Source organism: Pedobacter sp. ISL-64 (assembly GCF_018613605.1).
Classification (GTDB): Bacteria; Bacteroidota; Bacteroidia; order Sphingobacteriales; family Sphingobacteriaceae; genus Pedobacter.
In genome coordinates this window covers 139464-166211 of record NZ_JAGGPU010000018.1, presented here as the reverse complement: position 1 = coordinate 166211, position 26748 = coordinate 139464, and the positions used below count along the sequence as shown (strand labels likewise).

The window sequence follows — 26748 nt, the reverse complement described above, 5'->3', positions numbered from 1 at the left end:
GAGATTGCTGAGGTAAGGTGGAAGATTGATCTAAACTAAAAATGTTGAAAAGTAGCTAATCTTAGAGACTAAAATTACTAATATTTTTAGTAATTTTAGTCTATGATTGGTGAAGAAGAAAAACAATATTTTAAAGGACGAGGCGCCCAAGTTAATCCACATAACAAATTTTTAAAGGATGTTTATGTAAAGGAACATGATGAAGGAATAGACGATTGGGAGGAAAGCGATCGTAAAACCTCCTTTATTTTTGAAAATTCGAAAACCATTGTAAACAAAGTTGACAGCCCCGATGTAGGCATGGCTTATTCTTTAAATCCCTATCAGGGCTGCGAACATGGCTGTACCTATTGTTATGCCCGGAACTCACATCAATATTGGGGCTACAGCGCAGGAATAGAGTTTGAGCGGAAAATAATTGTTAAACAAGAGGCGCCTGCGCTATTTAAAAAATTCTTAGAGAAAAAAGGCTGGGATGCCACCACTATTTCCCTTTCCGGTAATACCGATTGCTACCAACCTGCAGAAAGAAAATTTAAACTCACCAGGCAATTGCTCGAAATTGCATTGGCCTATAAGCAGCCCATTGGTATGATTACCAAAAATTCGCTTATTCTTCGCGATCGGGATATTCTACAAGAAATGGCGAAGTTAAATCTCTGCATGGTTTATGTTTCGATTAATAGCTTAAACGAAGATTTACGGCAGGTAATGGAACCCCGAACTACAACTGCCAAACAGCGGTTAAAGGTGGTAGAGGAATTGAGTAAAGATGGAATTCCTATGGGTGTTATGGTTGCCCCTCTTGTTCCTGGTTTAAGCGACCATGAAATTCCTAAAATTCTAAAAGCCGTAGCCAATGCAGGTGCGCTAAAGGCCGGTTATACCGTTGTACGACTAAATGGAGCTATTGGGCAGATATTTGAAGATTGGCTCCGCAAAAACTTTCCTGATCGTTTTGATAAAGTTTGGCACATGATTCAGAGTTGCCATGGTGGGAATGTTAACGATAGCAGATTTGGCGACCGGATGCGCGGAGATGGCAATATTTCGCAAATGATCAGGGATAATTTTAGGCTCCACTGTCGCTTAAATGGCTTAAATGTAAAGGATATAATTTTAGACCACTCTTTATTCAAGATTCCGAGTAATCAGGCAAGTCTGTTTTAAAAAATTTTGAGGAGAAAGCCCCTCAGCGCTCAGGGCCGTGGTTTTATCATCACGGCCATCTCAAATATTGTTGGTCGCGATTTGTAATACAACTGCGTTGACACATCTTTTTTAAGAATAGTTTAAGCATCATGCTAGGTTCCTTAAAAGAAGTACAGGCCATACCGAAGAACGCCGTCAACCCCAAGAGCCAGGGAAATCAAAAAAACAGGTGCAGTTCTCGTAAATTGGCACTAACAAACCTGAAACGCAGTGGTTTTGTGTTCATAAGCGATGATTCAATGTTTAAAAATATTGAACACAAACCCCGAAGGGCTCAATCAGCCCAAAGAAAACACAAACAAAAACTGATTAAACGAAGTGCCACTGTTTTTTTGATGTGCATGGGATTGTGCAAAAGGCTCATTGCCGGATCCGATAGCTATCGGATGACAAAGCGCTTTGGGTGCTTTGGCGCTCCAAAATGCACCAGCATTCTTGAGCACAAAAAAATAACATAATCTGCGAAAAACTACCATGCCCCGCGGCATAGAGCGAAAAAACTATAGTTAACAGTCGGTACCGATTTGCAATCGGGATCTTTGAGGTGTGGCTTTGTAATCCGCCTTAGTAAATTTGTAATCCACGCTGATAAAACTTAGTTTTAACGCCATGAACATTGCATTAGTAACTTATCTGGATAAAGGCGCTTATGATAGTGCCACAGTTGAAAACGAAGATGATAAACTCTTAAATTTCCTAAAAGAAAAAGGACTCAACATTGAAAAAGTAATCTGGAACGATGAGCGTATTAAATGGGAAGATTATTCGCTTGCCATTTTAAAATCGCCATGGGATTATTTTGACATGATTGAAGACTTTTACAGCTGGCTTAATCATTTGGAAGCAAAAAATATAAAATTGCTTAACCCCATTGAGGTAGTGAGGTGGAATGCAAACAAACAATATCTGCAGGAGATTGAAGCTGCCGGATTAAAAATTACACCTAGTTTTTTCATTCAAAATAAAGAAAGTGCAAATCTTGAGCATTTCTTTGAGAAATTTAACACCAATAAATTAATTGTAAAACCCTGTGTGAGTGGTGGTGCAAAAAATACATTTAAGGTAACTACAGATAATGTGAACGAGGTTAACCAAAAATTAAACCTTCTTATTCAGGATGAAGATTTTATCATTCAGCCTTTTCTACCAGAGATTCTGGAAAACGGCGAATGGTCTTTCGTTTTCTTTAATGGAGCATATAGCCATTCATTAATCAAACAGGCTAAACCTGGCGATTTTAGGGTGCAACCAGCCCACGGTGGATCCGTTCATCCGCAAAAACCGAGTGAAGAACTGATTGCTACAGCACAGCAATACATAACGTTATTTGCTAAAGGTTGCCTTTATGCACGAGTTGATGGTACTTTCGTTAATGGCGAATTTTTGCTGATGGAACTGGAATTGATAGAGCCTTTTCTGTTTTTGAACACAGAAACCGAAAATTATGAGCGGTATTATAGCGCGTTGAAGGAGTTGATTTAAAACAGCATCTATCAAACAGTTTTGTAAACCTGAGTTTAATTTATTGTACAAAATTCAATATGATTGAAAGGGGTCGCGAATTGATAGGTCGCGAGGAATCGTCATTGCGAGAAGGCTTTTTCAGCCGACGAAGCAATCTTACAACGATCGCTACCAAAGTGCGCATTAAGATTGCTTCGTGCCTCGCAATGACGAAATTCTTTTTGGATCTGCCGATGGATAGCCTGTTGAAGGGTTAATTAATTACGGTTTAGCGTTTCGACATGCTTAACGTGACAATCTGAAATTGAAACGATAATAATAATTTACAAATCTCTATTTCGCTGCAAAACCTGCACTTCTGTACTTTGGCCAGAAGCCGTATTTCATCAACTGATGTCCAATTGTACCCCGTAGTTTTAACCCGGGCCCGTACATATGGCCATTGGCAGATGTATGTGTTAGGGTTTTTATAGATGCCATATACTTGCTATGGCCAAGAGCTGCAGCACCTAAATTTATGCTTCTGGTTAGCGAGCTAAATAGTAGCCTAATATATCTTAAACAAAAAAACTCCCAATTTTCATTGGGAGTTTCTTATTTATTTACTTGAAGAATCTTCTTCTTTTTTTGGCTCTTCTTTTTTCTTTTCGCCTTTTTTGTGGATGATCGAAATCAGTTCGGTAGTTTTATCGTAATCAATTTCTAAAACATCACCTTCAGCTAATTCGCCTTTAAGAATCTCTTCAGCGATTGGATCTTCTAAATATTTCTGGATAGCTCTTTTTAACGGACGAGCACCAAAATTACTATCAAAACCTTTATCAGCAATATATTCTTTAGCATTCTCAGTTAATACAATTTCATAGCCAAGGGTATGAACGCGACCAAATAAAGCTTTTAATTCGATATCGATAATCCTGAAGATTTCGTCTTTACCTAAGCTATTGAATACCACTACATCATCAACACGATTTAAGAACTCAGGAGCAAAAGCACGTTTTAATGCACTTTCGATTACACCACGACTGTGAGAATCGGCCTGGTTTGTTTTCGCTGTTGTAGAAAAACCAACCCCTTGACCAAAATCTTTAAGTTGACGCGCACCAATATTAGAAGTCATGATGATGATTGTATTTCTAAAATCAACTTTACGACCTAAACTATCGGTTAATTGTCCTTCATCCAAAACCTGTAATAAGATATTGAATACATCAGGGTGAGCTTTTTCAATCTCATCCAATAAGATCACAGCATAAGGTTTTCTTCTTACTTTTTCAGTTAACTGTCCACCTTCTTCATAACCTACGTATCCTGGAGGCGCCCCAACTAAACGCGACACTGCAAATTTCTCCATATACTCACTCATGTCGATCTGAATCAAAGAATCATCACTATCGAACATGAAACGGGCCAATTCTTTCGCCAATTCTGTTTTACCTACGCCTGTTGGACCTAAGAAAATAAATGAACCAATTGGTTTTTTAGGATCTTTTAATCCGGCTCTTGTACGTTGAATGGCTTTGGTTAATTTTTTGATCGCCTCATCCTGACCGATAATTTTCTCAGCCACCTTATCGTACATGTTCAACAGTTTTGCACTGTCTGTTTGTCCAACACGTTGTACCGGGATACCAGTCATCATCGAAACCACTTCGGCTACATTATCTTCTGATACCTCGTAACGTTTAGTTTTGGTTTCAGCTTCCCACTCTGCTTTAGCTTTATCTAATTCTTCAATTAAATTTTTCTCTGTATCGCGCAGTTTCGCTGCCTCTTCATATTTCTGGCTACGTACAACCTTGTTTTTCTCTAATTTGATATCTTCAATTTTAGCTTCGATATCAATAATGTTCTGAGGAACGTGGATGTTGGTTAAGTGAACACGTGAACCTGCTTCATCTAAAGCATCAATGGCTTTATCTGGCAAGAAACGATCAGAAATATAACGCGATGTTAAAGTAACGCAAGCTAAAATAGCTTCATCAGTATAAGTTACACCGTGGTGTTCTTCGTACTTATCTTTAATGCGTGTTAAAATCTCTACAGTTTCATCCGGTGTAGCTGGCTCTACCATCACTTTTTGGAAACGACGGTCTAAAGCACCATCTTTTTCAATGTACTGACGGTATTCATCTAATGTTGTGGCACCTATACATTGAATTTCGCCCCTTGCCAAAGCAGGTTTGAACATATTGGATGCATCTAATGAACCCGAGGCCCCACCAGCTCCAACAATGGTATGGATCTCATCAATAAATAAAATTACATCAGTAGATTTTTCAAGCTCGTTCATCACGGCTTTCATGCGTTCCTCGAACTGGCCGCGGTATTTTGTACCGGCCACCAGTGATGCCAAATCTAATGTAACTACACGTTTGCCAAAAAGCACACGCGAAACTTTACGTTGTACAATGCGTAGCGCAAGGCCTTCCGCAATTGCCGATTTACCAACTCCTGGTTCTCCAATTAAAATTGGATTGTTCTTTTTTCTGCGGGATAAAATCTGCGACACACGCTCAATTTCTTTCTCGCGGCCTACAATAGGGTCTAAACGACCTTCTTCTGCAGCTTTTGTTAAATCACGGCCGAAGTTATCCAAAACAGGGGTTTTAGATTTTATATCTGAAACCTTTTTAGGCGTACTAAAGCTTTCCTCTTCGCGATAATCGTCATCGCCTCCTGTAGAAGCACTGTTTGAGATATCATCTCTGAAACCATTTTTATTCACTTCAACCTCCTGTTTAAAAACATCGTAAGTAACACCATACTGCAATAAGATTTGTGAGGCGATGTTATCATCATCTCTCAAAACCGATAACAGCAAATGTTCGGTACCAATTAAATCGCTTTTAAATATTTTGGCTTCTAAGTAAGTGATTTTTAAAACTTTTTCTGCCTGTTTTGTTAATGGAATATTGCCTAAGTTTACTGTAACACTCGAAGTACCGCGAACGGCATCTTCAATTGAGCGGCGCAATTTACCGGTATCAACCCCTAACGATCGTAAAATTTTTATAGCCATGCCATCGCCTTCGCGGATGAGGCCCAATAATAAATGCTCGGTTCCGATGTAATCGTGCCCTAAGCGGAGCGCTTCCTCCCTACTAAAAGAGATTACATCTTTAACCTGTGGTGAAAATTTTGCTTCCATAATACCTTTCTTAACAGCTACGTCCCTAAACTATAAAATAACTTTATAAAAACGAACGTACTGTTTTCTTTATTTTATCAACAATTGCGCCATATGGGTGGATAAAGAGGCTTTTGAATGCCTGAGAACCCAAAATTCAATGTAAGATTATCGTTTCGATAAATACTATTTTATTTATATCTATCTACGTAATAAGTGTTCTAAAGGTTTTAAAGGGACATTTGCCAAAAACATCCGGTTATAGATATTTTATTGTCGGTTTATTGTAAGGATTTTTTCGCCATCAAAAACTGACAATTTGTATCTTTTTACTTAGGCAATTTACAAGTTTTGACAGAAAAACAAAAAGAACGTGACATCATTTAACAATTTCATTAGATAAAAATCAACAAACTATCCGATCAACCATACCTGTTATTACCCTATTACGAAGTTAACTGTAATTACGTTGTTTTTGTTTTCTAACATCGTAGTTTATTGTAATCCATTTATCATAAAATAAGCCTATCTTTTAATACAGAAACCAACTACAGCGCTTTAGTGGTTTCAACCATAAAGCGCTTCGGCAAAATGATGTTTATTATTTAATGATAATTTCTTTAAAAACTGTAACGGAACATCGGCAACACCAAGTTTATCACATTTTGAAACTACATCATTTAAATCGAAATGACCAGATAGCGATTGATAAAGTTCTCCATCAGTCTGCTCAAATCCCATACTCCAATCTGTAAAACAACGCTGCTCATATTTGCCAATTTGCAGTAAAACAACCGATTCATGACGTTCGTCATTTACGATTTTGTTAAAAAGTCTGCGAATGATCCGTTCATCTCCTTCAAGTAATTGCATAAACCTCCCTTTACTCTTTGTAATCTGCAGACCTCTTACATATAATAATACCCCAGTAATGTTATTCCGATTATTAAAATTTCTGCATTGATTAAGCAAGGCTTTAAATTCATCATTATTAAACAAACTGCTCGCTACGCTTGTATAAATTAAATAAAAAATGGGTTTTAAAATTTCAATCTCTAATTCCATAAGGTAATTAACGCTAAATTTTATGTTTTTCCTAAAACACGCCTACTATCTGGTTATTTCCACAACAATTCTGGCAAAACATGATCTTAACGACTCAGATTAAACAAAAAGATCACCGAAAAATCTATTACTTGTCCTAATACACCAATAATCTAAAAAACAACGAGCATAACTCTTGCTTTTATTTTAGTTACCAAAAAAACTTGTCTCTTTTTCTTTACAATGTACTGCCAAACTAAAGAGAAGCAAACGTTTGCGCTTAATAATATCGGCAATATAAGCATACAATATTTATCACCCTTCAAAAAAGGCTTAAATAGTAAGCACACCATCCATTATATACAATTTAAAGCAAACGTTTGCGCTGCATTCGCGGTTTGATCTTGACTTTTATGGTTATAGTTTAGTAAAAATCATTTTACTAAAAAGTATATTATTAATGAACCTAAGAATAACTTTTAGCCCTCCCTAATCTGATTAATGCTCCTCAACAGACAACAAAACAGTAACTAATCTAACCTAAAAAACATGAAGAAAATTCTTTTAATGATTTCCTTTATTGCGTGTATTTTCGTAGTAAAGGCACAAAACCGTAGTATTTCTGGTACGGTAACCGACAGTAAAAAACTCCCGCTTCCGGGAATTACCGTGACCGTTCTGGGCACAAAAACTGCCGTACAAACAGATGCCAACGGAAAATATACTATTAGCGCTGATAATGAGAGTACCCTGGAGTTTAAAGCCCTAGGTTTTACCACACAAACCATTAAAGTGGGCACAACTACTTCTGTAAATGTTTCCTTGGTAGATCAAACTACTGAATTGGATGCCGTAACAGTTGTAGGGTATACCACAAAGAAGAAATCAGAAATTTCGAGTGCAGTAACTACCGTAAGTGGCTCGCAGCTAAATGATGTAACTTCTGTAAACCTCGGCAACTTGCTACAGGGTAAAGCGCCTGGTGTGGTGGCGAGTTCTGCTTCTGGCGACCCTACTGCTGGCTCGAATGTAGTGGTACGTGGCGTAGGTAGTATTAATGCCGGTACCGGGCCACTAATTGTAGTTGATGGAAACATTGGTGGTACGTATAACCCGGCCGATGTGGATAACATTACCATATTGAGAGATGCCGCAGCCACAGGTTTATACGGATCGAGAGCTGCCAATGGCGTTATTATTGTAACCACCAAAAAAGGAAAAGCGGGAGAAACCAGATTCAGCCTAAACTCAACCATTGGCATTGCAAAGGCTACTACAGGTAACTTTAAGCTAATGGATGCTCAACAACTTTACGATTACCAAAAATCTTTCTTTACTACTCCGCCAGCTGCTTCGGTACTAAATACCAATACCGATTGGTGGAATGAGGCCTTTAGAACAGCAATGGTAAATAACCACACGTTAACCGCATCTGGAGGGAGTGAGAAAACTCAATTTTATATCTCAGGCAACTATTTTAAAGAAGAAGGAACTTTAATCAACAACGATAAAACACAATATAGTTTAAGGGCTAACCTTACCTCACAGTTGACTAAAAAATTAAAATTAACGGCTTTGTTAAGCGGAATTGTAATCAATGATAATTATAACCCTGAAAGTGCTGTTTATCAGGCTTATTTAAATATGCCATACGATCCTGCTTATAATGCGGAAGGCAGTCCAACTGACCCACGGAGTATTCCTTCCTGGAAAGGTAGAGACCGCTCGAACTTTTTACAGAGCTTGCAATACAATTACTCAAAAGCAAGAAGTTATACCACAACAGGTGATATAAACCTGGATTATGACCTACTCAAAAATCTAACAGTTTCCAGTTACAACAGGGCCACAATTGCCAACGGCAGGTCGAACAATTATTACGACAGAAGAAGTCAGAGCGGTGCAACAAACCTGGGAACAGTATCTTTAAGTAATACTTTCTCTACTACACTTTTATCATCGAACAGAATTAAGTACAACGTAAATTTAGGCAATCATAGCCTGAGTGTTTTGGGTGTTGCAGAGATAGAAGGTTATAAATATGATGAAAGCGGAATTACCGCCAAAGGTTTGCCAGCCGGATTGGATGCTACAAATACAGCAACTGATATCACAAATAAACCCACAGGCAGATATGATCAGTATCAAAATATAAAATATCTTGCGCAGGCGGACTATAGCTATCAAGGCAAGTATTACTTAGTTGCTTCTATAGTAAATGAATACTCTTCGCGATTTGGGAAAAACAATCCCGCAGCAACTTTTTATCAGGCAGGCGCATCGTGGATCCTATCTAATGAAGATTTTTTAAAGAGCAATACCACACTTACCTTTCTAAAATTACGCGCCAGTTTTGGTACTACCGGTAATCAACGTTTTACCACGAATGATAGCCCTGATGGTTTTTATCAATCGTTGGGACTATATAATTTAAATGCAGGAGCTTCATATAATGGTCAAACAGGTGCCTTTCCCACCCAAATTGCCAACCCGGATTTGACCTGGGAAAAATCGAGAGCCTACAATTTAGGCCTGGATTTTGGATTATTTAAACGTATCGACATTACTATTGATGCCTATGACAAACGCAACTCTGATCTGCTATTTGCTGTTCCACTTCCTTCAACAGTGGGTTATGGAAGCATTAGAAGAAACATAGGTGCGGTAAGAAACAGAGGTATTGAGCTCACTATCAACGCTAAAAATATCCAGCAAGAAGACTTTAAATGGGAAACCAGCTTTAATATCTCTTTTAACCGCAACAAAGTTATGGAATTAAATCAAGGCTTATTGGTAGTAAACACCAGTACCCAGCCCATAGCTTTGGGTCATGATATGGATGAATGGTACATGCAAAAATGGGCAGGGGTAAATCCGGCTGATGGCAAACCGCTTTGGGAAAAATTAGACGATCCTACCGGTGTAACCAGTACTTATAACCAGGCTACCAGACAATATACAGGTAAATCATCAGCGCCAAAGTTTAGTGGCGGATTAACCAATACATTGGAATATAAAAACTTTACCCTTTCGGCTTTCTTAAATTTTGTATATGGCAACTGGGTATATAACGATAGCCGTTTCTATTTCGATAACGACGGGGTATACGAAAGTTATAATCAACAGGTATTACCTAAAGGTTCGGTACGATGGACAACTCCTGGGCAAACTGATGCAACCCATCCACAGGCTAAATTCGGCGGTAATCTTCAATCGCATCAAACCTCTACCCGCTTTTTAGAAGATGGAAGTTATTTAAGATTGAGAAATGTAACCGTAGGATACAATTTACCTACCACTTGGTTAAAAAAGGCCTCAATAAATGCAGCCCGCTTATATGTGAGCGGCGACAACTTATTTACGGCCACCAAGTTTTCGGGTGTAGATCCTGAAGTTGATCTTACTGGTGGTATTTCGTCTTTCAGATATCCAACCAGCAGAAGATTTGTTTTTGGCGTTAACCTAACATTCTAATTATTAATAAGATTATCATGAAAATATACCATAATCACATCATAAAATTCGCCATTGTAGCCAGTGTTATTCTTTCTGCATCTGCATGTCGTAAAACTTATTTCCCCTCTGATAAAGCGGAAGATAGTGGACTATTAACTACAATCGAAGGTAAGCGTACGGCCACTTTAGGTAATTATGCTACCCTAAAATCATTAAACTACGAAAATAATTACCATTGGCTAGCCGAGCTCCCTTCTGATGAAGTAGCTCAGGGCCAAAACTCATCAAGTGATGTAACCAATTTATATAAGTATACCCACCTGGTAAATTCTGCCAATGCAACTGCTTATTTCCAGCAAGCCTATTATGTTGCATCTGCAACAAATAAAATCATTAAGCTTATTCCAGATGGTTCATCTGCTGATTTACTGCAAATTAAAGGTGAAAACTTATTCCTAAGGGCGATGTTGCACTTTAACCTGGTACGCATGTTCGGAAGGCCTTATGCCCAGAACCCTACCACCAATGCTGGAGTTCCAATTTTGAGCGAAACGGTAAGTGAAACCGACGCTGCTATAATCAAAAGAAGTACAGTTGCCCAAGTTTACGATTTTGTAATTGCTGATCTATTAAAAGCTGCACAATGTATCACCGTAGAGAAAAGCAATAGCTTCGCTACAAAAATGGCTGCTTATGCACTCTTATCAAGAGTTTATCTTTATATGGATAACAACGCCAAAGCCGTAGAATATGCCAACTTGGTTATCAGTTCAAACAAGTATCAATTGATGCAGGATGCCGCCTATCAAACCTATTTTAGAGGCGATCCAGAAAAAAATACCGAAAATATCTTTGCCATCAAACACACCAAAACCGAGAACTACGATTATTCAGCTATTGGCTCGTTATACTATAGTGGCGATGCCAATGGTAATGCCTTAGGCCAGGGAGAAAGCGGATGGGGAGAAATATATGCTTCTGTAAAGTATTATAATTTCCTTAATAAATATCCTCAGGATAAAAGAAAAAGCTTTATTTCACCTTTAATCGTAAATGGCGTACAACAGTTAAATACAAAACTAACCCCTGCTGCACCTATTTATTATGTAAATAAAAATAACCTGCAGGAAGGCGTGATTAATTTAACATCACCAGTTTACCTCCGTTTAGCAGAAATGTACCTAAACAGAGCGGAGGCCAATGCCAAGCTGAACAATACGCAATTGGCTTTGGATGATGTGAATGTAATTAGGACCCGTGCAGGAATTCCAGCTTATACTTTGACAGATGTTACGCCAACGCACAGCATTTTAGATATTGTACTGGAAGAAAGATGGTTAGAACTGGCTTTTGAAGGTCAACGAGCTTACGACCTATTTAGAAATAACCGCCCAGTGGTAAGAGATTACCCAGGCACACACTCTACCATTAATGGCTCAGTTAATCAAACCATTAACGCTACTGATGCGCGGGTAATTTATTTTATCCCACAAACCGAAAGAGATAAAAATCCTAATTTATCTCAAAACCCTTAGAAAAGAACAAATCTCATATCATCAGAGCAAAAGCCTTTCAATCCTGAAAGGCTTTTGTTTTAACTAATGTTTACGGCATCTACTAAGAATTTATCCGATGCTAAAAGTAAAACATTTGCATCTCCTCTTACCTTATCGCTGTTTTTTTTGAAAATACGCTGATAATTATGTTAAAATGAGATTAGAATTGGTGGTTTATTCTAATAAGTCATTGGTTCACTCCTCTCATCAAATCATTATTGAGAAGGTTTTTTCAGCTGACGAAGCAATCTTTTATGGGAGCGCTTTTTTAGGGAGGGTCAATGTGCTTATAGAGCGTATGATCAGATAAATTACTAACCAGTTAATTGAAAAACTTATGAGAAACGCAACAAAACATTGCTCGCTGATTTTTTATTACTTATTACATCAATTTTAATTTGACTTAGAATGCCCTATTAATGGCTGTTTTACACCCCATACATGCAAATCTGGTTCTATAGCTTTGATAAGTAAATAAAAACAGAACCATGAAAACAATATTTGATAAAACCATTCGAAAACAATTGATTGACCGGATTAATGCCCTTAACGAAAACAGCACCGCTTTATGGGGGAAAATGAATCTTTACCAGATGTTAAAACACTGTAGGGTATATGAAGAAATGATGCTGGGCAAGAATCAATATCAACGTGTATTTTTAGGCAGGCTGTCTGGCAAAATGGCACTAAAAGAATTTACCCAGGATGATAGTCCAATCAAACAGAAAACGCCTACCCTTAGCCAGCTCAAGATCAAAGAAAAAAGCGGCGACATTGAAGGCGAAAGAAAAAAATGGATTGCACTGCTAAATGAATATGCAAATCCTGCTGGTGCTGAAATTATACATTCTTTTTTCGGGAAACTGAGCCAGGAGCAAGTTGGCCAGCTGGTTTATAAACATACCGATCATCATCTTCGCCAGTTTAATAGTTAGGTGAGCGAAAAAATGTTTGTTTTCGAGTCTTCAAATTGGATCATATCGCTTCCGGATTAGATCGCATTATATTCTATTGTTGTTTAATGTTATCGAAAGTTAAAGTATAATCATAAAGCACTTTGTAATGGGCTTGTTGTTCTTATCTTTGTGAGCAATTTTGGTGTTGCCATTATTTGGTTGGGTAAAATCAGTCTGTAAGAAAAACTGTTAACCTTCCCTTAATATCAATCATAGCATTAAACTACTTTAAAACAATACATTATAATGTCTGACGAAAAAATAATCTTTTCAATGGCAGGTGTAAACAAAATTTACCCTCCACAAAAACAGGTTTTAAAAAATATTTACCTTTCTTTCTTTTACGGTGCCAAAATCGGGGTTATTGGTTTAAACGGCTCTGGTAAGTCATCTCTTTTAAAAATCATTGCCGGTTTAGATAAATCCTACCAAGGCGAAGTGGTTTTCTCACCAGGTTATTCAGTGGGTTATTTAGCACAGGAGCCGATCTTGGATCCTGAAAAAACCGTGCGCGAGGTGGTTGAAGAAGGCGTCGCCGAAGTAACTGCTATTTTAAAAGAGTACGAAGAAGTAAACGAAGCTTTCGGCTTAGAGGAAAACTACTCTGATCCTGATGCCATGGATAAACTGATGGCCAGACAAGGCGAACTTCAGGATAAAATTGATGCATTAGGTGCCTGGGAAATTGATTCGAAATTAGAAAGAGCTATGGATGCCTTGCGTTGTCCTGATCCTGACACTAAAATAGGTGTATTATCAGGTGGTGAGCGCCGTCGTGTGGCCATGTGCCGTTTATTGCTTCAACATCCTGATGTATTATTATTGGATGAACCTACCAACCACTTGGATGCCGAAAGTATCGATTGGTTAGAGCAGTTCTTACAAAATTACGAAGGAACAGTTATTGCAGTTACCCACGATAGGTATTTCTTAGATAACGTTGCCGGATGGATTTTAGAATTAGACCGTGGTGAAGGTATTCCGTGGAAAGGAAATTACAGCAGCTGGTTAGAGCAAAAGGCAAAACGTTTATCGCAGGAAGAGAAAACAGAGAGCAAACGCCAGAAAACTTTAGAGCGTGAGTTAGAATGGGTACGTATGGCACCAAAAGCACGTCATGCAAAATCTAAAGCACGTTTAGCCAACTACGATAAATTAGCTTCAGAAGATGGCAGAGAAAGAGAAGATAAATTGGAACTTTTCATCCCTGCTGGCCCCCGTTTGGGTAATGTGGTAATTGAAGCAACAAATGTTACCAAAGCTTATGGCGACAAAGTATTGTTCGATAATTTAAACTTCTCCCTTCCTCCGGCAGGTATTGTGGGTATTATTGGCCCCAATGGTGCAGGTAAAACCACTTTGTTCCGTTTAATTACTGGTCAGGAAGAAGCAGATGCTGGTACATTCCGTGTAGGCGAAACCGTTGAGTTGGGTTATGTAGATCAGATGCATAACGATTTAGATGCCGATAAAACCGTTTACGAAAACATTACCGATGGATTGGACAATATCCAATTGGGTACTAAAGCCGTTAACGGACGTGCCTATGTTTCAAAGTTCAACTTTAATGGTGGCGATCAACAGAAAAAAGTAGGCATCCTATCAGGAGGTGAGCGTAACCGTGTACACTTGGCCATTACCTTGAAAAAGGGAGCCAATGTATTGCTACTGGATGAGCCAACCAACGATATCGACGTAAACACTTTACGTGCCCTGGAAGAAGCCCTAGAAAATTTTGGTGGTTGTGCCGTAGTGATCAGTCACGATAGGTGGTTCTTAGATAGGATTTGTACACACATCCTGGCTTTCGAAGGTAATTCTGAAGTTTATTTCTTCGAAGGGAATTATTCAGATTATGAAGAAAACCGCAAGAAACGTTTGGGTGATGTTACCCCAAAACGCATCAGATATAAAAAACTGAATTAACAAAAAGTCCCGATGAAAATCGGGACTTTTTGTTTGAGGCACAATTTTAATTTTTTTAAAACAAATTCGGGAATTGGAAAAAGATAACTTCAAAACGAGAGGCTGTCTTAGCTTAATTTTCTTTCGAACTTGTCACGTTGAGCCTGTCGAAACGCTTGTGATAAAACCATTAGAGTGCAATACTATTGCAATTCCAGATGTCATGCTGTGAGGTATCGTCATCTCGACGGCAGTGGAGAGATCTGTGAACTTTGTTAAAAGATTTCTCCGTTTCGCTGCGCTTCAGTCGAAATGACGACCGATTTTATACATCTGCCAATGGTATTGGAGGCGAAGGGCCTTATCGATTTAATGCCAATTTTTCAAGGCTTTTTTTACCGCAGCATCTGTTACTTCTTCCATTATTTTATAACCTGCAAGGTTAGGATGAACACCATCAACCGTTAGTTCGGCACGCTGCCCTTGTCGTTCATCTACCAGCGGTGTCCAATAATCTAAAACAGTATAATTTTTTTCTTTGGCGTAGGCCACAATTTTTGCATTTAAGTTCACAATGCTATCGGCCGCTTTAATGCGCTTATTCCATGGATATTCGTAAACAGGCAGGTATTTACAGAGTATCACTTTAATGTGATGCAGCCTCGCCAGTTCTGCCATCGATTTAATGTTATCCATAATTTTATCGATGGTAACATGGCCTGTATTGCCGGCTATATCGTTGCTCCCCGCCAAAATGATCACTACCTTTGGTTTAAGGTTAATTACGTCCTGCCGGAAACGGATGAGCAATTGTGACGAAATCTGTCCGCTTATCCCCCTATCCAGATAAGGTTTATCCTTAAAATATTCAGGGTCTTTTTGCTTCCAGAATTCGAATATCGAACTTCCTAAAAAAACAACTCTTTTTTCTTTTCTGGTTGGTGGCGGTAAAAGCTCATTTTCTTTCTGGTACTTGCTTAGCGCAGCCCAGTCATCAGCAAAATTCTCCTTTTTAGGTTTACTATTTAACGAATCTGTCTTCAGCTGTGCAAACGAACTGCTTGCAAAGACCAATAAAAAAAGGATTAGGATTTTACTTTTCATAGGATATTCGATTTGAACAAAACGCTAAACTAATTAATTCCCCATTAATTAAATTCTACTCCGCTTAAATTTAAATTCGTTCTGTTTCTTTTATTGCCAAACTGACTCAGGTTATAACCCAGTGTTGCCTGCACAAAACGGCTGATAAAGCGCGTCCTGTTTTCGGATATGGAATTGTTGCTAATACTGGTGCTAAAAAGTGAGCCTTGATTAAACAGATCGTTCGCCTGGATAGAAAAAAGGAGTTTATTATCCTTTAAGAAAGAAGTATTTAATCCCATGTTCACTAATAATGGATTGCCAGCATATAGGTTATAACCAAAATTTAAGCTTTTAGATGCCGATGCATTTACCCTAAACCGTTTATTTGGAATCCAACTGGCACTGCCATTTAAAGCCAGAACCTGGATATTCTTAATGTTCTGGTTCATTACAGAGTAAGTGTTTGAACTAAAGCTATACGATACACTGCTATTGAAGGAATATTTTTTCTCATTCAGGTTAAACCTAAAAGCATTCGAAACGTTAATTCCACCGCTCCGGTTTAATACATTTTCGGTATAAAAAACATTGCGGCTATAGGCAATATTTCCATTAACGGAGAGCGACAGTTTGTTGGTTAACAATCTTTTATTGAAGGAATAATTACCACCTATATTATAAACACCATTTACATTCTCGTAGGTGGTTTGTTGTTTTAAACTGTTTAGCGTATCTCTCAGAAAAACCGTATTGCTTACAACACTATTAAAAGCAAAAGTTCCTGATAAACCTGCCATAATACTCAATCCCGATTTGAGGCCAAATTGATTAAAGCTCAAATCGGCAGTATGGCTCGAAGTTGCTTTCAGATCTGGGTTACCGATAATCAGATTCTGTACATCGTTATTGTTTCTAACGGGTTGTAGTTTATTAAAATCAGGCGAACTGGTGTAACCATTATAGCCAAAACTCAAATTGCCATTATCTTTAATCTGATAACTTAAATTGGCAGATGGCGAAAAGTTTAACTGATAGTTTTTTAGCTCTTGCCCTGTGTTCTGGTATTTACCTATAATAATACTGGGCGAAAAATTAAGACCTAAATTATAACTGATCCGCTTTGCGTTGGTATTAAAACCGATACCAAAATTCTGATTGATAAAATTGGACACATAATCCTGCCCGAGCGAATCGACAACAAAACTGTTTCCCAACGGATTGGTAACCGTTGTAGTTTGCAAATTGCGGCTCCTGCTAACCGAAAAACGGTAAGACAGGTTAATAAAACTGTATCCCGTACTGTCGTTTGGCTTTTTTAATGAATTGGAAAATTGGAAATTGCCCCCAAAATTGGAGTTCGAGGTATTATTATCAACCAATCTGTTCAGTAAAGAATCTTTAACCAATACGTTGGTGGTTTCGTTGTAGTACCTGATAATATCATTAATTGTACTGTTTGAATTTCCTTCGCTTGTGCCGAAATTAAATCCCATAGATAACGATCGTTTATTATTGGCCAACCGCCTAGACCAATTGATACTTCCATTAACATTAGGATTACTGTTCCGTGAACCTGAATTAGACATCAGATCCTGTTTGATAAAACCTGTTTTATTGGAAGTAGAAACCGCATCGTTACGGGTATCGGCCAAAGCCCCATTAAGCGAAATATTAAGGTAATTCTTCTTTGTGGCTCCATTTAAACCGAGGTTGATGTTATTGTTTAGCGATCTGGAATTATTGGCACTTTCTCTCAAATCGAATATTGTTCCCTGCGGGTTAAACGTTTCGAGGTAATTGCTCTGAATAGATTTATTAATTCCATTACTAAAATGATAGCCGCCATTAAAGCTAAATTCCTTCGAAATTTTGTCTCTGATATTACCATTTAAACCTCCATTGTTCATTTTGGTAAACTCATTATTTGTAATACCATAACGGCTTCCAAAACCAATTTGCTTCGTTTTTTTCCAGATACTACCGTTACCGCCTAAATTATGTGCATTGTTGGTGGCAGAACTCATATTTACTCCGCCAAAAACACCTTTGTCCATGCCAGGCTTAGTAATCAGGTTCAACATTTTTTGTGGCGTACCTACTTTTATGCCTGTAAAATTGGCTTCATCACCATAATCCTCAATTACCTGTAGTTTAGCAATAATATCGGCGGGCAACTGTCTGATGTAATCTTCTACGTTACTGGTAAAAAAATCTTCTCCATTTACCCGCAACTTGGTCATTTTTTTGCCCATGGCGGTAACAGCACCTTTTTCGTCAACCTCAATGCCTTGCAGTTGTTTTAACAGATCTTCCACTTTATCATTTTCTCTTATGGTATAGGCAGCAGCGTTATACTCAATCGTATCTTTCTTGATCTTAATGGGGTCTACCTTTACTTTAACCTCCACATCTTCGAGACGGATCGTTTCCATCTTGAGCATAATGGGTTCTAAAACGGAGTTTTTTTTCGACGATTCGATTTCGTAGATAGAAGCAAACGACTTATAGCCCAATGCAGTAATGGTAAGGTAGAATTTATTTCGGGTTACTTTTGCGAATGCAAAGTTTCCCTTCGCATCTGAAGTTGAGCGGAGCGTATCTTTATCGGTAATCAATCGGATGCTTACGCCCTCAATAGGCTTCTTCAAAGAATCGATTACACTACCACTTATTTTAAACTGAGACTGAGCGAGAGCGTTAAAGGAAAGTGTGATCAGTATAAAAAATATTAAAAAGCATAAATTATTGCTTTTTTTCATCCCTCGGACCTCTTTTGTAAATCACAAGACCATTTAAAAAATTACGCAGAATCTGATCGCCGCAAGGTTTAAAATTCTCATGGTCTTCATTTCTGAAAATATCGCCCAGTTCTGCCTTGGTTACCTTAAATCCAACCAGGTCGCAAATGGTTATAATATCCTCTGTTTTTAATGATAGGGCTACTCTTAGTTTTTTTAATATATCGTTGTTGCTCATTTTTAATTATTGAATTGTAGAAGGATTGAATTAGTGAATGTTTAAAGGTTGTAAAGTTGGAATGTTTTAATTTGCAAAAAATACTTAAAACTTTTAGTGTGACTACCCAGACTTCCTACTCCGGATTGGAAACTCCAAACTCCAAACGCTAAACTCCAAACTCATATCAACTCGCTACTTCTAATTTAAGTTTTTTCCCTTTAATTTTTTCGCCGCTCAATGCTTTCAATAATTTTTCTACTTTGCTTCTTTTAACCGCGACGTAACTGGTGGTATCTTTAACTTCGATCAGGCCAAGATCTTCTTTTGTTAAAGTACCTTTCTGCAAAAATAAACCTACAATATCAATTTTGTTAATTTTATCCTTTTTGCCATGTGCAATGTATAAAGTTACCCAATCGCTGGCTTCTGGTAATTTATACTTTTCGGATAAAACTTCCTCCTCAATATCTTCCGGTAAATACTTATAGTGTTCTTCTGAAGTTAAAATGGCATAGGCCGTTCCTTTTGCATGCATCCTTGCGGTTCTGCCATTGCGATGGATATAGGCATCTTCGGTGTAAGGCAATTGATAATGTACAATATGTTCCACCTCAGGAATATCCAGACCACGGGCAGCCAGATCTGTTGTGATTAAAATCCGATGGCTACCATTTCTAAATTTAAGTAATGCCTTTTCACGATCGAACTGCTCCATCCCACCATGAAAAACATCGTGACCTAAACCATTTTCGAAAAGTAAATCACTTATCCGATCTACCGTTTCCCTGTGGTTACAGAAAACCAATGTATTTTTACTACCTATTTTACTCAGTAATCTGAAAAGGTAATCTAACTTATCGGCAGCAGGTGCTGTTATTTTTCTGAGCTTTAGATCTGGTTTTGCTTCGATATTTTTTGAAAAATCGACTTCAACAGGCACATTTAGCTTTACAAAAGCCGGAATTTCTTCCATTTTGGTAGCAGAAGTAAGTATACGTTGTTTTAGCGAAAGCAGCGAACCAATGATATAAGACATGTCTTGCTCAAAGCCAAACTCCAGTGCTTTATCAAATTCATCTAAAACTAAGGTTTCGATAAAAGATTCGTCAAAGTTTTGATGCTCTAGATGGTAAGCTATCCTGCCAGGTGTTCCGATCAGGACGGCAGGTGGATGTGCAAGATTATTCTTTTCTATCCGTACGGCATGACCACCGTAACAGCAGTTTACTTTGAATGAAGTACCCATTTGTTTAAAAACCTGCTCTATCTGTAAGGCGAGCTCTCTCGAAGGGACTAAAACCAAGGCCTGTACTCCTTTTACTCCGGTTTTTAGGTTGGAAAGTAATGGCAATAAAAAGGCCAGCGTTTTCCCTGAACCCGTTGGCGCAATCAATATTACATCTTTACCAGTCTTGGCGGCTTTTACAGAAGACTCCTGCATCTCATTAAGTGCAGTAATATTTAATTTTTTTAAGGCATTTTCTATCATTCCGCCATAAAGGTAATCATTTCTCTTTACGCCCAGAACTACAGCCTTAGTTACGGCTTAAAAAATCTTTCCCTCAGTTTCCGCAGCGTAGAAAAGTTTAATCTTTTCTCGAGCAACATTAACATGTTACCACGTTTAGACATTGATGATAACACTTTTTCGTTAACGGCATCAACCGAAGATAAGATCTTGTCTGCCAGTTCATCTGCAAATTTATTCGCTCTGCTATTTTGTAATAACTGGAGCTCTTGAATTAATTCTGCTCTCATAATTAAGATTTTTTAATGAATGTACAAATATTAACGGACCGAATAATAATTTGTTTCAACAAATAATAAGTTCATCTAAACTATTATCACTAACTTGTTGATAACTAACTTTTTGTTAGCAAATAAACAACCTAACCTTAACACATATTTAATTTTTAGCACTTATTTTTATAAAAACCTGATTACCATTCGTCCCAAAGGGATTCCTTTGGAATTAACCTCAAAAAATACAAATGTATGACGTGGAAAAAATTTAGTGGTGAAATTATTCAATCTTCAATCCTCGAAGAAGTAGAAAACGCGATTATCAGAGAAACAGAAAACGGCTATAAGCTTAAAGTTTGCATCGGTACCGATTCGCAGGTAAAAGGCGCAATAACCGATTTTGCAACCGTAATTGTGCTGTTAAGAGAACATCATGGCGGTTTTATGTACATCCACCAGGAAAAGAGTACACAGCAGGTAAGTATTAAGGAAAGAATGTTAATGGAAGTACAAAAATCTATCGAAACCGCTTATTCCATTTGCGATCTACTAGACATTTACGATGTGGCCTTAGAAGTACATGCTGATATCAACACCAGCCCATCATTTAAATCGAATAAAGCACTTAACGATGCCATGGGTTATATTTTAAGTATGGGCTTTATTTTTAAGGCTAAACCAGAAGCATTTGCCAGCTCTACCTGTGCCGATAAAATGGTGCATTAAGTAAGTCGGAAAGCTTGGGGTCAGAGGTCCGAAGTCGGGTACCGTCATTTCGAGCGCAGCCGAGAAATCTGTCTAGATAGATCTCTCCATTCCACTACGTTCCAGTCGAGATGACGACCCATTTTTTTGGAATCCGTTAATAATAACGGGATGGAGAAATCTATCGGATCAAAATGTAGACCTTTTTTTGCAATCTCTGCACTTTCATTCTGCGAACTTTGCGGTTAAAGCTAAACTATCCTCAACAAAACTGCATCTTTATTGTTGTGCTTTAAAACAAGAACTTGAAAACTTATAGATTGGAATTTACCCAAAAACTCCCTGTTGATTTAGACACCGCTTGGGGTTTTTTCTCCTCTCCATCGAATTTGGTAGAGATTACGCCAAAAAACATGACCTTTGATGTAACCTCGCCAGATATGGGCAACACGAAAATGTACCCTGGTCTCATCATTACCTATAAGGTTTCCCCTTTGTTTGGTATTAAATTAAACTGGGTAACGGAGATAACACACGTTAAGGATAAGGAGTATTTTATCGATGAGCAGCGGTTTGGCCCATTTGCTTTCTGGCACCACCAGCACCATTTCGAAAAAATAGATGGTGGCGTATTCATGCACGATACCTTACACTATAGCATTGGCTGGGGACCAGTCGGTGCTATTGCAAATGCCATAGTGGTGAACAATAAAATCAACGAAATTTTTAAGTTCCGTTACCAAAAGGTTGAGGAATTATTTGGTAAGCTTTAGCTACCACTTTTTAGTAGAAATGGTTTCGGCTTTCTTTTTGGCTTTTTCTACCCTATTGGTTGCTAAATACTTCTTAAAATCATCGCCAAATTTTTCTATCTTATTATAAGCGCTGTTTAAAATGTCTTTCCATGCGCCCGCACTCAATTTACCAGGTGTACGCTCTAATGGTACGCCAATTTTAGTAGTGGCTACAAAATTTCCGTAACGGTCTCTCTGGTAGGGAACAAACAACAGATCGGTTAACCAGAACCTATATTTGCCATTACGCGCTTCAAAAACAAAATTATAACTTACTTCTCCGCTCGGATGGCCGGCCACTAAAATTGTTTTATCGATCACCATCGTTCCTTTCGCTAATACAGAAGAGTCGGTAATACTTTCTTGTGTCATCGATTTTTTATAAGCCACATTAACAAAAAAACTGGCCCTTTGCAATAAAGTATCTTTGCTTACCAATTGCGAATCTACCACCTTATAATAGATAAATTTACCGTTATCATCTTTCGAAAACTGTTTCTGTTGTGCGGATAATTGAATTGAAAAAAGAGCAAGAATAATAAAAAGAAGATGTTTCATTTGAAATCGGTTAACAGGTAAATCTAAATATTTAAAGGTACTAAAAAGCCATCCCGATTTAGCACCGGAATGGCTTAATATTAACAATTATTTCCTTAAAAAGCGTAAACTGCTGCTAAAGAGAACTGGCCTCCATTTGGTACCGCAGCGCCACCTTCTTTGAAGAACGGTTTGTCACTGTTATGGTCTAATCTTACTTCTGGTATAAATGTTAAACCACCAGATTTAATATTTGCAGTAAGTGTTAGAGCTGTAGTAGAAGTAGCTGCGGTTGTACCATAAGCTTTAGCTTTAAAATACTCACCTCTCAAACCTAAAGTTACAGCGTCTAACACAGCATATTGAGGGTATAATGCAGCACCTGCATAACTTCCCTTTACCGAACTGTCTTTAATATCATAATTGGCTGCATTTAAACCCAATTTAAATTTCTCCGTAATTTGATAAGAAGTGGTTAAATCGATTATGGTTCCGTACCCGCCAAAACCAGCTCCTGATAAGGCGTTGATATAAGCAGTCCAGCCTTCAACTGGGGCAACCATTAACTGGCCGCCGATAGCCGAAACACCTCTCGAAGCTGAGTAAACGTTCCAATCGTTAAATAAACCCGCCATTAAACTTACTTTATCGCTGAATTTATAAGTGGCTTTAATCCCCGCATTTTGGAACGGACCATTGGTAAACAGGTAGGAAGTAGAATAGTTAAAGTTTCCAACTGGAGAGATTACCTCATATCCAATAAATGTACCCATGTAACCTGCTGTCATGCTAAACTGATCAGTAAAATCGTAGTTAACATATAAGTTTTGAATATTAAAAGACGAACCACCCGCGGCGGCATCAGGAATAGATTGGGTTTGTCCTCTTGGGCCAAAAGAAAGCTCTCCAACAAATGAAGCTTTGCCTGTTTTTTTCTTCAAGGCAATATCAATCATACCTAATGATACCGAATTATGATCACTAGCAAAAGACGTAGTGATGTTATCGCCCCGTTTAGCAAAATCATACTTAAAGTACGTATCTACCGACCCTGAGATTTCAAGTGGTGATGTAGTGGTCTCTTGAGCCAGGGCACACGTAGTGCTGGCCATTGCAAAAATAGCGGTTAAAAGTTTCTTCATGTTTGAGCTTATTTTGAGTTTAGATATTATAAAATCCTTAAGATATTGATTCTGTTAGTGGACTGTTTTTTTCGATATAGATCGCTCTTTCTTCAACTAGCAAGGTACCTTGAGAGTATTTCTCATCATGTTGAGAGGCATCAAGACCGATTTCTTCTTCTTCTTCTGATACGCGGATCGGTTGAATTAAGTTGATGAATTTGAAGATGATGAATGATACAACAAAACTAAAGAGTATTACGATTACCGCACCTTTTAATTGTGTTACAAAGAAAGCCGGGTTACCATAAAACAAGCCATCAGCACCAGCAGCATTTACTGTTTTTGTTGCGAAAACACCTGTTAACAACATACCAACTATACCACCCACACCGTGACAAGGAAAAACGTCTAAGGTATCATCTAAACTAGTTTTTTGTTTCCAAGAAACCACAAGGTTAGAAATAACTGCGGCAATAGCACCAATAAATATACTAGATGGAATACTTACAAAACCTGCACCTGGGGTAATGGCTACCAAACCAACAACCGCACCGATACAAAAACCTAAAACTGAAGGTTTTTTACCCCTTGCAACATCAAAGAACATCCAAGATAAACCTGCAGCACCAGCAGCTGTATTAGTAGTTAAGAATGCAGAAACAGCTAAGCTATTTGCGCCTAATGCCGAACCTGCATTAAAACCGAACCAACCGAACCACAATAAACCAGTACCAATTAATACATATGGAATATTTGCAGGTGGAACTTCTTTATGCTCTAAGTGAGATTTTCTACGTTTTAAAACCAATGCACCAGCCAATGCAGCCATACCAGCAGAAATGTGAACTACGGTACCTCCTGCAAAATCTAATACACCCATTTTAAACAAGAAACCTTGCGGGTGCCATGTCCAGTGTGCCAACGGAGAATAAACGAATATTGCGAATAAAACAATAAATAAGATGTATGAAGTAAAACGGATACGCTCTGCTACAGCTCCTACCACTAAACCCGGGGTAATAATGGCGAACATTAATTGAAACACCGCAAACAAAGAAAGCGGAATGGTTAAATCTGCTCCTCCTTGAAGATGTGGTGCTCCAGAATTTACACCCTTAAAGAACAAAAACGTCGATGGATTTCCAATGAAACCACCAATAGTGTCTCCGAAGGCTAAACTAAAACCTACTACTGTCCATAAAACTGTAATTACTCCTGCTGCTACAACACTTTTAATCATGGTAGATAATACATTTTTACGATGAACCATTCCACCATAAAAGAATGCAAGGCCTGGAGTCATTAAAAATACAAGCGCAGAAGCGATTAATATGAATGCGATATCTGGCCCACTATACTTGCCTTCGTCAAAATTAGGAAGAAGTGGAATAAATAGAGCGAAAATTGCGACAATCATCAATATCGCAAAAGGCGCATACTGTTTAAAGGAGAATTTACTCATAGTTTTTAGTTTAATTTGTTTGTATTGTTTAAATAATTGAAATACGCTTGATTTATTTTTCTAAAAATACGACATATTGTAGTTTTTACACCATTAAATTGAAATATTTTAATAAAAATGAATAATTTTTATTAAACAAAGCAAAAATTAGCCTTAAAAATAAAAATAACAAAAAATACAAGGGATTTTAATGTAAGTTTTTAATAAAAACAAAATCACATATTAACCATCATTTATATGATTTTAGCTAAAATTTATAAAAAATTAGCTAAAAAAAACATCAATAACAGAAAAACCCATGAAATTTCATGGGTTTTTAAAAAAATTATCGAAAAATTTAACTTTTTATGAAAAATAAGCAGAACCTTGAATTACACCTCTTTTTTCAATTTCTTTATCCATATAGGTCTGAATTGCTGATTTGTTAAGCCCCCAGTTAGGTGCAATCAACAAATCCCAATCCGAAATACCAAAAAGCCGTTGAATAACAATATCGGGGCGCAATAAAGGGATTAACTCGCAAAGCAAGTCGGTATATTCTTCAAGAGAAAACAGCTTAAAAGGCCCTTTTTTATATTTAGCGCCCATTATCGATCCTTCTACCACATGAAGGTGATGAAATTTTACAAACTTGATTTGTGGGAAACGGTTAATTTCGTGGATGTAACCGTGCATCTGTTCTCTCGTTTCCCACGGAAAGCCAAAAATGGTATGCACACAAAGATCGAGCTTACTGTCTTTTAAAAGTTCTACCGCAGCAACAAATTCGCCATGGCTGCAGCCCCTGTTGATCTGATCGAGCGTTTCATCATAAATCGATTCCATGCCCATTTCTAAATCTACATCGAAGCGGTCGGTATAACTTTCTAACAAAGCTACCTTTTCTGCATCGATACAATCAGGACGTGTACCTACAGCAAAACCAACAATATCTTCGGTATTAATCGATAGCGCCTCATCATACATCATCTTTAAATAATGTACTGGCGCATAGGTATTGGTATTAGGCTGAAAATAAACAATATACTTATCAGCTTTATAAGAAGTTTTAGCCCTTAACATGCCTTCGGCAAGCTGATCTTTAATATTTGGATTTTTACGCGAAGGCTCCGGCGTAAAAGAATCTACGTTACAATACGTACAACCACCGTAACCTTTGCTCCCATCGCGGTTGGGGCAGGTAAAACCACCATCTACAATTACTTTAAATACACGCTGCCCTTTATACTTTTCGCGCAAATGCGTGCCGTAATTTTTATAACCCTTTATCCCTGAATCTACTAGTGTTCCCATTATTTGCAAAAATACGCTTTTTGTTCGAGACGAGTGATTAGGGAGGTGAGATTTGAGATATTAGACAGGAGATGTGAGATTTGGCGTACAATTAGGGTTTAGGGTTTAGGGTTTAGGGTTTAGGGTTTAGGGTTTAGGGTTTAGGGTTTAGGGTTTAGGGAAAACAATTTCGAACGGCTAAGTTTTAAAAAATCATTAATTTCTTTTTAGAAAAGCAAAGCCTGTGTTTCATGGCAATGTTAGTCCCGCCACATGCTCATACGCCTGCAGGCCTTACACACAAGGGCCGGTATCCGCCATGTCGGGTTTAGAAAACTGAGTTT

The 26748-nt window shown here is 37.9% G+C and carries 19 protein-coding genes; 8 read left to right on the top strand and 11 right to left on the bottom strand.

The window, feature by feature from the left end; genetic code table 11:
• The first annotated feature begins 102 nt into the window (after positions 1–102).
• On the top strand, positions 103–1170 hold the full coding sequence (locus J7E57_RS20170; RefSeq protein WP_215131175.1) for a PA0069 family radical SAM protein: 1068 nt from the start codon (positions 103–105) through the stop codon (positions 1168–1170).
• A gap of 651 nt (positions 1171–1821) precedes the next feature.
• Entirely contained in the window at positions 1822–2694 is an 873-nt protein-coding gene (locus tag J7E57_RS20165) for a RimK family alpha-L-glutamate ligase (protein ID WP_215131177.1), read from the top strand.
• A 580-nt stretch (positions 2695–3274) separates the two neighbouring features.
• Here the strand turns inward: J7E57_RS20165 and J7E57_RS20160 are convergent.
• Positions 3275–5827, bottom strand: a complete 2553-nt coding sequence (locus J7E57_RS20160; protein ID WP_215131179.1) for an ATP-dependent Clp protease ATP-binding subunit — start codon at positions 5825–5827, stop codon at positions 3275–3277.
• 546 nt (positions 5828–6373) lie between these two features.
• Positions 6374–6871 carry a BLUF domain-containing protein gene (locus J7E57_RS20155; RefSeq protein ID WP_215131181.1) on the bottom strand — a complete coding sequence of 166 codons (498 nt, stop codon included), beginning with the start codon at positions 6869–6871 and terminating at the stop codon, positions 6374–6376.
• Positions 6872–7399: 528 nt separating this feature from the next.
• Between J7E57_RS20155 and J7E57_RS20150 the strand changes: the two genes are divergently transcribed.
• The 4 genes from J7E57_RS20150 to ettA all read left to right on the top strand — a co-directional run bounded on the left by J7E57_RS20150 (position 7400) and on the right by ettA (position 14744).
• Positions 7400–10324, top strand: a complete 2925-nt coding sequence (locus J7E57_RS20150) for a SusC/RagA family TonB-linked outer membrane protein (RefSeq protein ID WP_215131183.1) — start codon at positions 7400–7402, stop codon at positions 10322–10324.
• A 17-nt stretch (positions 10325–10341) separates the two neighbouring features.
• The gene (locus J7E57_RS20145; protein ID WP_215131185.1) at positions 10342–11841 is read left to right on the top strand and encodes a RagB/SusD family nutrient uptake outer membrane protein; all 1500 of its coding nucleotides are present in this window, start codon (positions 10342–10344) and stop codon (positions 11839–11841) included.
• Between the two features lie 509 nt (positions 11842–12350).
• The gene (locus tag J7E57_RS20140; RefSeq protein WP_215131187.1) at positions 12351–12797 is read left to right on the top strand and encodes a DUF1569 domain-containing protein; all 447 of its coding nucleotides are present in this window, start codon (positions 12351–12353) and stop codon (positions 12795–12797) included.
• 267 nt (positions 12798–13064) lie between these two features.
• Positions 13065–14744 (top strand): energy-dependent translational throttle protein EttA, encoded by a 1680-nt coding sequence (gene ettA / locus J7E57_RS20135; RefSeq protein WP_215131189.1) that lies wholly within the window; start codon positions 13065–13067, stop codon positions 14742–14744.
• Between the two features lie 348 nt (positions 14745–15092).
• On the opposite strand, the gene J7E57_RS20130 is transcribed toward ettA, so the two are convergent.
• The 5 genes from J7E57_RS20130 to J7E57_RS20110 all read right to left on the bottom strand — a co-directional run bounded on the left by J7E57_RS20130 (position 15093) and on the right by J7E57_RS20110 (position 20525).
• On the bottom strand, positions 15093–15827 hold the full coding sequence (locus J7E57_RS20130) for an SGNH/GDSL hydrolase family protein (protein ID WP_215131191.1): 735 nt from the start codon (positions 15825–15827) through the stop codon (positions 15093–15095).
• Between the two features lie 44 nt (positions 15828–15871).
• On the bottom strand, positions 15872–18568 hold the full coding sequence (locus J7E57_RS20125; protein WP_215131193.1) for an outer membrane beta-barrel protein: 2697 nt from the start codon (positions 18566–18568) through the stop codon (positions 15872–15874).
• On the bottom strand, positions 18552–18785 hold the full coding sequence (locus tag J7E57_RS20120; RefSeq protein ID WP_029274124.1) for a DUF1456 family protein: 234 nt from the start codon (positions 18783–18785) through the stop codon (positions 18552–18554). The genes J7E57_RS20125 and J7E57_RS20120 overlap by 17 nt, the downstream gene beginning before the upstream one ends.
• Positions 18786–18951: 166 nt before the next feature.
• Complete coding sequence (locus tag J7E57_RS20115; protein ID WP_215131195.1) at positions 18952–20256, bottom strand: DEAD/DEAH box helicase; 1305 nt, start codon at positions 20254–20256, stop codon at positions 18952–18954.
• Between the two features lie 50 nt (positions 20257–20306).
• Positions 20307–20525, bottom strand: a complete 219-nt coding sequence (locus J7E57_RS20110; protein ID WP_029274122.1) for a hypothetical protein — start codon at positions 20523–20525, stop codon at positions 20307–20309.
• Between the two features lie 237 nt (positions 20526–20762).
• Between J7E57_RS20110 and J7E57_RS20105 the strand changes: the two genes are divergently transcribed.
• Both J7E57_RS20105 and J7E57_RS20100 read left to right on the top strand, forming a co-directional pair.
• Complete coding sequence (locus J7E57_RS20105; RefSeq protein WP_215131197.1) at positions 20763–21236, top strand: ribonuclease H-like YkuK family protein; 474 nt, start codon at positions 20763–20765, stop codon at positions 21234–21236.
• 284 nt (positions 21237–21520) lie between these two features.
• On the top strand, positions 21521–21988 hold the full coding sequence (locus J7E57_RS20100) for an SRPBCC family protein (protein WP_215131199.1): 468 nt from the start codon (positions 21521–21523) through the stop codon (positions 21986–21988).
• Here the strand turns inward: J7E57_RS20100 and J7E57_RS20095 are convergent, their stop codons facing one another.
• From J7E57_RS20095 to J7E57_RS20080, 4 genes are all read right to left on the bottom strand, one after another.
• A complete protein-coding gene (locus tag J7E57_RS20095) occupies positions 21989–22567 on the bottom strand; it encodes a hypothetical protein (RefSeq protein ID WP_215131201.1) in 579 nt (192 codons plus the stop codon). It lies immediately after the preceding gene.
• Positions 22568–22662: 95 nt separating this feature from the next.
• On the bottom strand, positions 22663–23688 hold the full coding sequence (locus J7E57_RS20090) for a porin (protein ID WP_215131203.1): 1026 nt from the start codon (positions 23686–23688) through the stop codon (positions 22663–22665).
• A gap of 37 nt (positions 23689–23725) precedes the next feature.
• On the bottom strand, positions 23726–25132 hold the full coding sequence (locus J7E57_RS20085; RefSeq protein WP_215131205.1) for an ammonium transporter: 1407 nt from the start codon (positions 25130–25132) through the stop codon (positions 23726–23728).
• A gap of 345 nt (positions 25133–25477) precedes the next feature.
• Positions 25478–26425: a TIGR01212 family radical SAM protein gene (locus J7E57_RS20080; protein WP_215131207.1), complete on the bottom strand. Its 948-nt coding sequence runs from the start codon at positions 26423–26425 to the stop codon at positions 25478–25480.
• Positions 26426–26748: the final 323 nt, after the last annotated feature.